The sequence below is a fragment of the Trichococcus collinsii genome, from assembly GCF_900107505.1.
Lineage (GTDB): Bacteria > Bacillota > Bacilli > Lactobacillales > Aerococcaceae > Trichococcus > Trichococcus collinsii.
Map to the genome: position 1 here is coordinate 182,925 of NZ_FNQH01000003.1, position 12,777 is coordinate 195,701.

A 12,777-nucleotide genomic window follows, 5' to 3' on the forward strand; every position below is an offset into this window, starting at 1 on the left:
AGTTATGCGTTGGACATCCTTGTTGCGGGTGTACCTTACCCGATCATTCAAGCCCTTCGTCTTTGAAGGGACCCATGAGGACAAATTGGATTTTGAAAAACTCGATGATTTGGGGCTGTATGTGCATATCCCATTTTGCCGTTCCTTGTGCAGTTTCTGCCCTTATTGCAAAGTGGTCCACAATAAACCGCAGGCGGATGCTTATAAAATTGCGCTACTGAAGGAAATTGACCTGGTCTGCAAGGGAATGTCCGGGAAAAAACAGGCGACCAGCCTTTATTTCGGCGGCGGAACGCCTGCTATGATGTTGGACGATCTGAAGGACATCATAGCGAAACTGAAGGGATATTTCGTTCTGACGGGCGGCATCGGCGTGGAATTGCATCCCAGCGACGTCACTGAAAGGAATCTGCAGAAGCTGAGGGAGGCGGGGGTGACGATGTTGAGCATCGGCGTCCAATCTTTCCAGGAAGAATGCCTCCGGAAAATCGGGAGAAGAAGCGACTCTTTTGTCGAAAAAATCCGTTTGGTGAGAAGCTTTGGTTTCGATGTTGTCGACGTGGATCTGATATTTGCCATTCCTGGCCAGACCGACGAGATTCTGGCGAATGACATCCATACGGCCTTCGCTAGTGGAGCAACGCAAGTTTCGACTTATCCCTTCATCGACTTCACTTTTGCCGACAATGCCTACAAGCCGATGAGCGAAGAAACGAAGCGCGAGATGTTGGAGCATTTGACGGCGTACTGCCACGCAAACGGCATCGAACGGACATCCGTCTGGACATTCGCGCAGCAGCAAACCGAAAAATATTCTTCCGTCACGCGGGATGCCTTTTTGGGCTTCGGTGTTTCCGCAACCACACTGCTGAAGGACGTCTTCAAGATCAATACATTTTCGATTCCCGAATACATCAAGCGGGTCGAGGGGGATGCATTGCCAACCTCTTTGACGCTCTATTTCACCAAAAGGCAGCGGGCGGTCTATTATCTGTTCTGGAGTGCCTATGCCATGAGGATCGATACGGACAGATTTGAGGAACTCATCGGCACCCCCTTGAACCGGATGTTCGGACTGGAGCTGTTCTTGGCGACTAAGTTGGGCTATCTCAGGAAGCAAGGGCGCATCTACGAACTGACCGATAAGGCCGCTTATCTCTATCATGATGTCGAACAGGCGTATACGACAGCCTACATCGATAAGATGTGGCATATTTCAAGACTGCAGCCTTTCCCTGAAAAAATCATCCTGAAATAACAAAATGACAAATCAAAAAGGCTGATTCCGCGTGGGAGTCAGCCTTTTGGGGATGAATCAGATGTAACGCAGGATCAATTGTCCGCTGTGCGCAGCATCAGCACGCCGCCGATGATGAAGAGGAGGGAAATGCTGGCGAGCCCGTTGCGCGAGTCGCCGGTCAGCTGGCTCGTGAGCGCATAGAGCGCCGGACCCATGATGGCGGCAAATTTGCCGAGGATATTGTAGAAACCGAAATATTCATTGGCGTTCTCTTTCGGCACAAGTTTGGCGAAATAGGAACGCGACAGTGCCTGGATACCGCCTTGCGAAGTTGCGACCAGCGTAGCCAGGATCCAAAATTCTAGGGCGGTGGTCATCCGGAAAGCCAGCAGGCAGGCAAACAGGTAAATGACGATGCCCACCAAAATCATCTTTTTGCTGCCGAAACGCTTGGCCAGTTTTCCATAAAGGATTGTGAAAGGAAAGGAAAGGATCGGGATCACCAGCACGGCTATCATCAGCATGTCTGATACGATTCCGATGCTGTCGCCGAAGACGGCGGCCATGTGGATGATTGTGTTCAGTCCATCGATGTAAAAGAAGTAGGCGATCAGGAACAGGAACATTTTCTTGTGGCTGCGGATCTGGTGCAACGTTTTGTAAAGCCGAGCGAAACTGTCATGGATGATGTGTTCGGTGGCCGGGACAAAATAGCGTTGTTTCACATTGCGCAGCATCGGAATCGTGAAGGCGATCCACCAAGAAGCCGTGAACAGGAAGGCGGATTTGATGGCGGTCGTCCTGGGAATGCCAATTCTTTCCCCGAACATAATCAGCAGGATCGAAAGCACGAACGGAATTGTGCTGCCCCCGATGTAACCCATCGCAAATCCGTAAGTGGAGACCCGGTCCATCCGATCCTCTGTCGCGACATCCACCAAAAAGGCGTCATAGAAAATGTTAGCGCCCGAAAAGCCGATTGTCGTGAGCATGTAGAAAACAAGCAGCAGGCGCCAATTGTCCGTGAAGCTGAGCGCTGCAGTAGCGAATACGCCGAGCAGGAAGAAGCTTTTGAAAAGCCGCATTTTCCATTTCGGATAATCGCCGATTGCCCCCAGGAGCGGGGCGCTGATCGCAATCACCAATGTCGCAGCCGAGGTCGCATAGCCCCAATAGGAATCCGCCAAGTTCGGGGCGATGCCTTCACCGGTCGTGATCGATTTATAAAAAAGCGGCAGAATGACCGAGGAGATGATGATGGAGTAGGCAGAATTGGCCCAATCGTACATGATCCAACTTTTTTCTTGCAACGAAAAACTCTTCAGCATGGCTTCCGCCTCCAATCTCTAAAGGTGATAACGCTCTCATTTGTCTTTAATATATTTATATCAGTTGTAGATGGATAGCACAAGCCCCAAACTAGTCAAGCAGCCTAACTTTTCGGAAAAAAAGAAAATCATGGTAAAATTCAGCTATAGAGAACAGAATGGGGGAAGGAAAATCATGTCAAAATATGAACGGCCGGAATACACGGTCCTGCTGTCGGAGGAGCCATTTGAATTGAGGGAATACCGGGATTTCTTTATCGTTGAATACGACAATGCAGCTGATCCGGATGTGGACAGCGGGTTCGGCACCTTGTTCCGTTATATTTCAAAAGACAATCAAGCGGACCGAAAAATCAGCATGACAGTTCCGGTAATCCAAGAACTATCGGACGATCGCACGAAGATGGCGTTCGTTGTCCCGAAGGCGGAATGGGAAGATATTCCGCAGCCCAACAGCCCTTCGTTGGCCGTCAAAAAGTTTGACAGCGGTCTTTTTGCGGTCATCCAGTACGGCGGGTATTCGAATGATCGGAAAGAGCGAGACATGCTGGAGAAGTTGGCGCAGTGGGTGCAGGAGAAAAAGTACCAGCCTACTTCGAACTATATGCTGGCGTCCTTCAACGCACCATTCGTGCCGCCGATGTTCCGGCATAACGAAATCATGGTGCGAGTCGGAACGGCTCAACAGGATTCCGATTAAATACTGGACAATTCGGCGTTCCTTTTGTATCGTATCGGGGAACACACTTAACAAAAAGGGGACTAATGGATGAAAAATTTAAAAAGCGGCTTGAAAGTCTTGTTCGCTTTATTGGCGATCATTCTCGCCGTATGGGTCAATGGCGTAGATTCGCTTTTAGAGGAGCAAACACCCGATTCTTCGATCAGCATCGCCGCCAGCAGCTCGCAAGCAATTGAAGAAGGTATCCCCGAAGCTATCCCAGATACTGAAACGCAGGAATCAACCGAAACGGCAACCAGCAGTGGTGTTAGGGAAGGGCAATCCTATTCAACGAAAGACGAAGTGGCCGCCTATATTCATCAGTTCAACGAGCTGCCGCCCAACTATCTGACAAAGGATGAAGCCGAAGCATTGGGCTGGGACAACTCTGAAGGCAACTTGTGGGAAGTGACGGACGAAATGTCCATTGGTGGCGATTTTTTTGGCAATCGTGAGGGCTTGCTTCCGAAGAAATCGGGCAGGACCTATTACGAGGCAGACATCGATTATGACGGCGGCTTCCGTGGAGCAGAGCGCATCGTGTACTCGAATGACGGTCTGATCTTTTACACGGATGATCATTACGAATCGTTCGAACAGTTGTACGGAAAGGGGGAGTGATTGAAGATGGAAATCATCCGTTTGGACGGCAGGAAGATGACCGACCGGAAAGCAATGCATGCTTATCTGAAAAGAGAACTGGATCTCCCCGAATATTACGGCAATAATCTGGATGCCTTGTGGGATTGTCTGACGACTGATTTTTCCGGAAAAATGATCATCCTTCAGAATCCGCAAATGGTGCAAAACCAACTCGGCGATTATGGGGACTCCCTGGTTAGCCTGTTAAAGGAAGTGGCTGTGGCCAATTCCGCTATCCGTTTGATCCTGGCTTATCCGCTCCATAGTTGATTCAGATCAACGAGCTGGACAATACCCGATTGTCAACCTAAAAATAAAGCTGCAAGCAAAAAAGACGATTCGCACAGAATCGTCTTTTTTGAGCTATTTTCAAATTCCGAACGAAAATTTCTTTCCTTGATTGTCAACCAGGCGTATAGTTGAACCGTAATGGATAGATAAGTGAATGGGGTGATCAAATGGAAAAAAGGAAAGTCAAAGTTTATATCGCAGTCAGTCTGGATGGCTACATCGCGCATTCGGACGGCAATATCGATTGGCTCGATAGCGTCGCCAGACCGGATGAAGATTACGGTTATGCGGCTTTCATCGAAACGATTGATACGGTCATTATGGGGCGCAAGACCTATGAAAAGGTGTTATCTTTCGGAGGGGATTTCCCGCATGCAGGCCGGGACTGTTATGTCCTTTCCCGGCCTGAGCGCCCTTCTGAGGGGCAAATCCATTTTTACAGCGGATCTCCCGATAATCTGTTGGATCAAATCCGGAGCAGGCGCGGCAAAGACATCTTTATCGATGGTGGCTCCGAAGCAATCGATCTATTCCGTGAAAAAGGGCTAATCGACAGTTATACCGTATCTATCATCCCAATTCTGCTCGGCGAAGGTATTCCTTTGTTCAAAGAAAGCAAGGCGGAGCTGCCTTTGAAATTGGTTGAAGCAACCACGTTCGATTCCGGCTTGGTGCAGCTCACCTACGAGCCCATCCAAAAATAAAGGCTACTCGTTTCAAACATACTTGCTGCCTTCGAGGATGCTCAGGTTGGATAGGTCATTCTTATGGGCGGAAATGAATGCGCGCACCCAATCAGGATTCGTTTTGCTGAAGTCGCGCAGACTCCAACCGATGGCTTTATTGATGAAGAATTCTTTTTGGTTAAGATTATTTTCGATGATTTCTGCAAGTCACATGGTGTTAACCTGCCTTTCTGAGGTGGAAGCGACTCGTAAATCAGTTGTCATGATTACTTTAGAATAGTTTCGGGAAAAGTGCAATCATGATCCAACAAGGGAGGATACTATGGGAAAAAATAAGAATTTCAGCTGGCTCCGTAAATTGATTCTTGGCTTGGCTGCGCTGATAATGATTGCTGCAGGTGCGTTCTTTTGGTACGCGAATGACTACTATCAAGCGACGGCAGATGCACTCGAGGCGCTGCAGTCGGATGGATTGGTCACAATCACTGAAACCGATGACGCAATCACCTTTGCGCCGAATGGAGAAACTCCAGAGGAATGCGTCATTTTTTATCCAGGTGGAAAAGTGGAGAGCGAAGCCTATGCGCCTTTGCTGCGCAGCTTGGCTGAAGCGGATTTGTTAGTGGTCGTCGCCAAGATGCCTTTTCATTTGGCGGTGTTTGATGCGGACGCGGCGGAAGCGATTATGGCACAGGAAGAAAGTGTCCAGGATTGGTATCTCGCGGGGCATTCTCTTGGCGGGGTCATGGCTTCCAGTTTTGCTGCCGATCAATCTGATGAGGTAGCAGGCTTGATTTTCCTGGCTTCCTATCCATCAGGAGATTTGACCGATGCGCCGTTTCCAGTACTTTCCATCTATGGTTCAGAAGATGAAGTGCTGAGCCGTGAAAGCTACGAGGAAGCGCAAGAAAAGCTGCCGGATGACTATATGGAAATCGTGCTGGATGGCGGTAATCATGGTCAGTTCGGCGATTACGGAATGCAAGCGGGGGATGGAACTGCAACTATCTCTCCCAATCAGCAGCAACAACTGACGGTTGAAGGCATCACATCATTTATTAAAAATAACCGTCAGCAGTAATGCAGCGAATCAAATAATCAGCAAGATTTGTATGAAGGGAAGAAAATATGACAGAAATAACGATGGCGAAAATGAGCCAATTAACGGAAGCCCAAAAAGAGGAAGTCAGAAAAATTTTCGTCACCAGCTATTACAAGGACATGAAGACGTTGCACCGGGATACTGAGCGCTTGCTGGGCGGATTCCGCAGACTGCTGCAGGAAGAACTGATCCGGGTTGCGTTGGACGGGGATCGCCCGGTCGCGATGGTGGGCTGTTCGACCAATCAACGCCGTGCCATGGAAGTGAACAAAGAAGATTTCTTGGCTAATTTCGGATTCATCTGGGGGCATATCGGTTATTTCAGCTTCCATAAGGAATACGGGGAGCCCTTGCCAATCGACGATGAGACGCTTTATTTTGAGTGCGTCGCAACCAATGAAGCAGATCGGCGCCAAGGCATTGCCGGTCAGATGATACTCAAGTTGATTGAAACAGAACCTTACCGAACTTTCGCCTTGGATGTCGTTGATAGCAACGGACGGGCTCAAAGTGTTTACGAACGGATCGGCTTCCGCGAAGTGCATCGGAAAAAATCATGGATTGGAAAAATTTTCATGGACTATTCGGAAAGCATTTGGATGAGCCGCCCGAAGCAATTGCCAAATCGATCGGAATGATGGGAAATGAAAATCCATTAGACAAATAGGGCCGGCTTTGATATAGTATTACAGATAGTAATCACATTCATTGATGAAGAAAGTACTTCGAGCAATGTTCCCAGCGAGCGGGGAAGGTGGAAGCCCGCAACAGAGTGAAGAAGGAAACGCACTTCAGAGAAAATGACTTGAAAACAAGCGCAACCCCCTGTTCGTCGGAAAGAGCGGTTGTGAGTAGCGTCATTCGGTTTAGCCCCGTTAGCGGTTCAAAAGGATAAAATAATCAGAGCCCATCTGTATTGCTTTATCGAATTAGAGTGGTACCACGGATATTCGTCTCTATTTTGCCAGGGCAGAATAGGGGCTTTTTTTATCGTTATCGCGCATTTGCGACACCTATGAGAAGACAAGTGATCCATTCATTATGTGGATAGGCAGAGGCATATAATAAAGGAGCAGAAAAATATGGATTATAAAAAGATTGTTGCTGAAGAGATTCAAAAGCTGGTTCCGGAGCACTTAACCTATGACCAAGTGTACCAATTGCTGGAAGTACCTAAATATACAGAGCACGGGGACGTCGCATTTCCGGCATTCGCACTAGCGAAAGCACTGCGCAAAGCACCGCAAGCCATCGCCGGAGATTTGGCGGCACAACTGAGCCATCCTTACATCGAAAAAGTGGAAGCAGTAGGCCCTTACGTCAATCTGTTCCTTGAAAAAGCAGCGGTAACGAATGCGGTCCTGCATGAAATTGCTGCCGAGAAGCAAGCATTCGGAACAGCCGATATCGGAAAAGGCGGCAATGTGCCGATTGATATGTCCTCACCGAATATCGCGAAACCGATCTCGATGGGTCATTTGCGCTCTACGGTAATCGGAAATTCTTTGGCCAATATCATGAAGAAAGTTGGCTTCAACCCAATCAAAATCAACCACTTGGGCGACTGGGGCACGCAATTCGGCAAGCTGATCGTAGCCTACAAATTGTGGGGCGACGAAGAGAAAGTCAAGGCTGAGCCGATCAATGAATTATTGACTTTATATGTCCGTTTCCACACGGAAGCAGAATCAGACGATACCATGAACGACGAAGCCCGCGCTTGGTTCAAGAAATTGGAAGATGGCGATGAAGAGGCTTTGCATCTTTGGGAGTGGTTCCGTTCCGAATCACTGCAAGAATTCATGAAAATCTACGATATGTTGGGGATCACTTTCGATTCCTTCAACGGCGAAGCTTTCTACAACGATAAGATGGATGAAGTCGTTGAACTGCTGGACAAAGCTGGTATCCTCACTCAGGACCGCGGCGCAACCATCGTTGATTTGGAAAAATACAACTTGAATCCGGCCTTGATCAAGAAATCGGACGGCGCAACGTTGTACATCACCCGCGACTTGGCGGCGGCGATTTACCGCAAACGCAATTATGATTTTGCGATGTCCCTGTATGCAGTCGGCAATGAACAAAGCAACCACTTCAAACAACTGAAAGCTGTTCTGAAAGAGCTTGGCTACGATTGGGCAGAAAACATGCATCATGTCCCATTCGGTCTGATTACGCAAGGCGGCAAGAAATTGTCGACCCGTCAAGGGAAAGTCATCCTGCTTGAGGAAGTCCTGAACGAAGCGACCGAGCTTTCCTTGAAACAGATTAACGAGAAGAATCCAACGTTGGAAGACAAGGAAGCAGTCGCCAAAGCAGTCGGCGTCGGCGCCGTCGTTTTCCATGACCTGAAAAATGACCGTCTGAATAATTTTGACTTTGATTTGGAGGAAGTCGTGCAATTCGAAGGCGAGACGGGACCTTATGTCCAATACACAAACGCACGCGGCTTGAGTATCCTGCGCAAAGCAGAAGTCGAACTGGACACGACCGAAGCAGCCGACCTTGGCCTGGATGACGCTTACGCATGGGAAGTCGTAAAACTGTTGAACAGTTTCCCTGAAATCATCCAGCAAGCCTATGAAAAATTTGAGCCATCCGTAATTGCGAAATACACGATCCACTTGTCCCAAGCATTCAATAAATATTACGGCAACACCAAAGTGCTAGTGGAAGACGACAAACGCAACGCCCGCTTGGCACTTGTCCAATCCGTAGCCATAGTCCTGCAAGAAGGCCTAAGACTCCTAGGAGTCCAATCCCCAGAAAAAATGTAGAGCGAGATGAAAAGCGTTTAGATACCCGGACGTTGGAGCAAATAACGAAGTGAACCTCTTTTGTTCACTACGTTATTTGCGAAACGGGAGTGGTATCTGCTTTTCAAAACGCGTTTGCGTAGGATACGATGAATTGCTCACCCCCCTGCAATTCAGAGTTCGACTAAAAGGGATACGATGATTCATCATTCTTCAAAAACTCAAAACCGCCTAAAATTATGTATATAGTTTTAGGTTTTTTGATTTTCATTGAACAATAAAAAATAGAAAGAAGGGATAATCTTTGGATATTTACAGGAAGCTCATGGCTGATGAGCGCGTCGTTTACCTTGCGAAAGGAACACTTGTAGGATTATCAGCCGGCTTCATTGTCAGCCTTTTCAGATTAGGAATTGAATTTATATTGGAAACAGTAGTTGAAAGCTATCATTATATGCAAGAACATCCAATCTGGCTCATCCCTTGGGTAATTTTTTCAGTGGCAGCCGCGCTCATCGTCGGAAAACTCGTCAAAAGCGAACCCAATATCAAGGGTAGCGGCATTCCGCAAGTGGAGGGGCAAGTACAAGGAATCATCAGCCTTAACTGGTGGCCGGTGCTCTGGAAAAAATTCATCGGAGGTCTGCTGGCGATCGGATCCGGACTCTTCTTAGGAAGGGAGGGTCCTTCCATCCAATTGGGATCCGCAGTGGGACAAGGCATCAGCAGTCTCACAAAAGGGGATGACGTCGAAGAGAAGATTTTGCTTTCGAGCGGTGCCGGCGCCGGTTTGGCGGCAGCTTTCAACGCACCCTTGGCCGGCTTGATGTTTGTCCTCGAAGAAGTCCATCATAATTTTTCCCCTTTGCTTGCCATCACGACCTTCTCCTCCGCACTTGTGGCAAATTTTGTGTCCTTGAACATTTTCGGATTGACTCCGGCGTTGGATATCGGCATGATGAACACGATCCCGATATCCTACTACGGCTTGGTTATAGGCTTGGGCGTCTTTCTGGGATTGAATGGCTGGCTCTACACCAAAGTAGTCTTGTCATTGCCTAAACTATATGGCCGGCTACCATTCATCCCGGCTCACTATAACGCAATCTTGCCATTCATTCTGGTCATCCCGATGGGCTATTTTCTTCCGCAGGTCATCGGAGGAGGCAGTGAGCTGATCCTGCATTTGAGCAATTGGCAACTCTCCTTGGGGATGTTGATTGGCTTATGGGTTTTGCGCTTTGTATTTTCGATGGTCTCTTACGGCGCGAGTGTTCCCGGCGGTATTTTTCTGCCGATCTTGTCATTGGGGGCAATCTTGGGTGCTATCTACGGAAAAGCGGCTTTGGCTCTGCTTTCGTTCGATCCGCAATATTTGCCGCATTTCATTATTTTTGCGATGGCGGGTTATTTCACAGCCATCGGAAAAGCACCTTTGACTGCCATCATTTTGGTGACGGAGATGGTCGGTGGGATGAATCAGTTGATGCCGCTTGCCATTTGTTCATTCAGCGCCTTTGTCACGGCCGATCTGTTGGGTGTGGATCCTATCTATGAGAGCCTTTTGGAAAGGCTCATCGCTTCGCATGACAGCAAGCGCAACGGGAAAAAATATCTGTTTGATCTACCGGTCAGAGCCGAAAGTCATTTTTCTGGCAAGGAGATCCGTGATGTCAGGTGGCCTGAGGATGTGTTGGTGACATCGATCCGAAGAGGCCAACAGAATGTTGTGGCAACCGGAAAAACAATTATGCAGACGGGGGATGTGCTGCATGTTTTGACAGATCTGGGCTTGGCCAAAACTGTTCAAGAAGAACTTAAGAAATTGGAAAAGAGGCGACTTTTCGACACTTGATGCACCAAAACGGTTTTTTTCTGAGAAATATGCTATCCTTATATTGAAGTTTATAAAAGTCGGTGCATCGCAAGCCTTGATAGGGGGTTTTGTAAAATGGGAAGAATTTCAGACATCACATTGACCAACCAACCGGAGCAGCGCGTCATTTCCATCAAAACGGAAACGACGCTAAAGAATATGCAGACGAAGATAGAGGATTGCCGCGAAAAAATCCTGACCTATCTGAATCTGTTGGAAGAGTTGCCAGCAGGTCCCTGTTTCACGATCTATTACTCATTCACGAAGCAAAACGTCGAAATCGAAGTCGGCTATCCGATCATAAAAATGTTGCCTCCGCAGGATGATATCCGCATGTCCATCATTCCAGGAGGGAAACGGGTATCCTGTCTGAACATTGGTCCTTACAATGAAATTCCCAAGATTTACCAGGAAATGGACCAGTGGTTGGCAGTCCATGATTTCGAAACGAACGGCATCTCCTATGAAACCTACTACAACGGCGAAGGCTTCACGCCTCAGGAATACTTGACCAAAATCGAATTGCCTATCCAAGAGGCAGATGAATCATAAAAAATTATAGCTACAAAAAGGCGAGCCGTCGAATAGACGGCTCCACTTTTTTGGAAAGGAAAAAATATGCAACAAAACAAACAGCCAGCGATGGCGGAAAATAAGATGGGTGTCATGCCCGTCAACAAATTACTGATCTCCATGTCCGTACCAATGATGATTTCCATGGTGGTGCAGGCTTTATACAATGTAGTGGACAGCATCTTTGTGGCCCAAATCAGTGAAAAAGCCCTGACTGCGGTATCCTTAGCCTTCCCGGTGCAGAACTTGATGATCGCTCTGGCGGTCGGGACCGGGGTCGGGATCAATGCGTTGGTTTCCAGACGCCTCGGGGAAAAGAATTACGCAGCCGCAAACAGCACTGCAGATAATGGGATTTTTCTGAATGCCATGCATTTTCTGCTGTTTTTGGCGTTGGGCCTGTTCTTCATCCCTCTTTATTTCTCCTTCCAGACGAAGGATGCAGAAATCATCGCCTACGGAATCGATTACCTGCAAGTCATCTGTGTCTTTTCAATCGGAATATTTATGCAAGTCAGCATGGAACGCTTGTTGCAATCCACCGGCAGAACCTTGTTCACGATGGCGACCCAAGCGACAGGCGCGATCCTGAACATCATCCTCGATCCGATCTTCATCTTCGGCTGGTTCGGCGTTCCGGCGATGGGGACAAGAGGCGCTGCAATCGCAACAGTGATCGGGCAGATAACCGCGGCTTCACTGGCGTTCTTTTTCAATGTTCGGTTCAATAAGGAAATCACTTTATCTTTTAAAGGGTTCCGTCCGGATATGCAAACGATAAAAAAAATCTATTCGATCGGCGGTCCGTCGATTCTGATGCAGGCTGTCGGTTCCTTCCTGAATTTGAGCCTGAACAACATTCTGATCCGCTTCACACCGACAGCGACTGCTGTCTTCGGTGTCTACTTCAAGCTCCAAAGTTTCATATTCATGCCGGTTTTCGGCCTGAACAACGGGATGGTTCCTATCATCGCCTACAACTATGGTGCCGATCAAAAAGAGCGGATCAAAGAGACCATCAGATTGTCAAAAAGATATGCGATGGCGATCATGTTCATCGGCGCTGCCATTTTCTTGCTGGTGCCCGGCACACTTCTGCAATTGTTCAACGCATCCGATGAAATGCTGGAGATCGGCATCCCGGCTTTGCGGATCATCAGTCTCTGCTATGTTGCTGCAGGCTACAATATCGTTTCCGGTTCTGTGTTCCAGGCTTTTGGAAGAGGTGGCCTGAGCCTTTGGGTCTCCATGATCCGCCAGGTGGTAGTGCTGCTGCCGGCAGCTTATCTGCTTTCCTTGATGGGCAACGTTGCGTTTGTCTGGTGGGCGTTTCCGATTGCGGAAGTCTTCGCCTTGGTCATGAGCATTTATTTCAACAAGAAAATCGACAAAGAAGTCATTGCGAACATCTATCCGCATACGATTGGGGATCCTATCCCAGAAAAGTAAGAAAAGTGAGAAGCTTTGCAGGCCTGATAAGGGTTCTGTGGGGTTTTTTTTATTGGAGTCGCACTAGGGGGGATTTCGGTTCCGGAAAAGTGTCCGGCTTTACTTTTAAT

12 protein-coding genes, 1 pseudogene and 1 other annotated feature are annotated in these 12,777 nt (G+C 48.1%); of the genes and pseudogenes, 11 read left to right on the forward strand and 2 right to left on the reverse strand.

Going from position 1 to position 12,777, the window contains the following annotated elements; genetic code table 11:
• The first annotated feature begins 4 nt into the window (after positions 1 to 4).
• Positions 5 to 1,258 carry a coproporphyrinogen-III oxidase family protein gene (locus tag BLV66_RS08375; RefSeq protein ID WP_086985664.1) on the forward strand — a complete coding sequence of 418 codons (1,254 nt, stop codon included), beginning with the start codon at positions 5 to 7 and terminating at the stop codon, positions 1,256 to 1,258.
• Between the two features lie 74 nt (positions 1,259 to 1,332).
• On the opposite strand, the gene BLV66_RS08380 is transcribed toward BLV66_RS08375, so the two are convergent.
• A complete protein-coding gene (locus BLV66_RS08380; protein ID WP_218131826.1) occupies positions 1,333 to 2,568 on the reverse strand; it encodes an MFS transporter in 1,236 nt (411 codons plus the stop codon).
• A gap of 175 nt (positions 2,569 to 2,743) precedes the next feature.
• On the opposite strand from BLV66_RS08380, the gene BLV66_RS08385 reads away from it, so the two are divergent.
• The 4 genes from BLV66_RS08385 (at position 2,744) to BLV66_RS08400 (ending at position 4,926) form a co-directional block, all read left to right on the forward strand.
• The gene (locus BLV66_RS08385; RefSeq protein ID WP_176974185.1) at positions 2,744 to 3,268 is read left to right on the forward strand and encodes an SOUL family heme-binding protein; all 525 of its coding nucleotides are present in this window, start codon (positions 2,744 to 2,746) and stop codon (positions 3,266 to 3,268) included.
• Positions 3,269 to 3,337: 69 nt separating this feature from the next.
• Positions 3,338 to 3,910 carry a ribonuclease domain-containing protein gene (locus BLV66_RS08390; protein WP_086985666.1) on the forward strand — a complete coding sequence of 191 codons (573 nt, stop codon included), beginning with the start codon at positions 3,338 to 3,340 and terminating at the stop codon, positions 3,908 to 3,910.
• A 6-nt stretch (positions 3,911 to 3,916) separates the two neighbouring features.
• Positions 3,917 to 4,201 carry a barstar family protein gene (locus BLV66_RS08395; RefSeq protein ID WP_086985667.1) on the forward strand — a complete coding sequence of 95 codons (285 nt, stop codon included), beginning with the start codon at positions 3,917 to 3,919 and terminating at the stop codon, positions 4,199 to 4,201.
• Positions 4,202 to 4,389: 188 nt separating this feature from the next.
• Positions 4,390 to 4,926, forward strand: a complete 537-nt coding sequence (locus BLV66_RS08400) for a dihydrofolate reductase family protein (RefSeq protein ID WP_086985668.1) — start codon at positions 4,390 to 4,392, stop codon at positions 4,924 to 4,926.
• A 12-nt stretch (positions 4,927 to 4,938) separates the two neighbouring features.
• Here BLV66_RS08400 and BLV66_RS08405 read toward each other — a convergent pair.
• Positions 4,939 to 5,115 (reverse strand): annotated as a pseudogene (locus BLV66_RS08405) (DNA alkylation repair protein); the annotation flags it as partial.
• A gap of 115 nt (positions 5,116 to 5,230) precedes the next feature.
• On the opposite strand from BLV66_RS08405, the gene BLV66_RS08410 reads away from it, so the two are divergent.
• The 6 genes from BLV66_RS08410 to BLV66_RS08435 all read left to right on the forward strand — a co-directional run bounded on the left by BLV66_RS08410 (position 5,231) and on the right by BLV66_RS08435 (position 12,667).
• Positions 5,231 to 5,989, forward strand: coding sequence for an alpha/beta hydrolase (locus tag BLV66_RS08410; protein WP_086985669.1), 759 nt, complete (start codon positions 5,231 to 5,233; stop codon positions 5,987 to 5,989).
• 47 nt (positions 5,990 to 6,036) lie between these two features.
• Positions 6,037 to 6,648, forward strand: a complete 612-nt coding sequence (locus BLV66_RS08415; RefSeq protein WP_086985670.1) for a GNAT family N-acetyltransferase — start codon at positions 6,037 to 6,039, stop codon at positions 6,646 to 6,648.
• Positions 6,649 to 6,709: 61 nt separating this feature from the next.
• Positions 6,710 to 6,971 (forward strand) — a binding site (T-box leader).
• 121 nt (positions 6,972 to 7,092) lie between these two features.
• The gene (argS, locus tag BLV66_RS08420; protein WP_086985671.1) at positions 7,093 to 8,790 is read left to right on the forward strand and encodes an arginine--tRNA ligase; all 1,698 of its coding nucleotides are present in this window, start codon (positions 7,093 to 7,095) and stop codon (positions 8,788 to 8,790) included.
• 304 nt (positions 8,791 to 9,094) lie between these two features.
• A complete protein-coding gene (locus BLV66_RS08425) occupies positions 9,095 to 10,624 on the forward strand; it encodes a ClC family H(+)/Cl(-) exchange transporter (protein WP_086986031.1) in 1,530 nt (509 codons plus the stop codon).
• A gap of 96 nt (positions 10,625 to 10,720) precedes the next feature.
• A complete protein-coding gene (locus tag BLV66_RS08430) occupies positions 10,721 to 11,197 on the forward strand; it encodes a GyrI-like domain-containing protein (protein ID WP_086985672.1) in 477 nt (158 codons plus the stop codon).
• Positions 11,198 to 11,263: 66 nt separating this feature from the next.
• Positions 11,264 to 12,667, forward strand: coding sequence for an MATE family efflux transporter (locus BLV66_RS08435; RefSeq protein WP_086985673.1), 1,404 nt, complete (start codon positions 11,264 to 11,266; stop codon positions 12,665 to 12,667).
• The last annotated feature ends 110 nt before the right edge of the window (positions 12,668 to 12,777 follow it).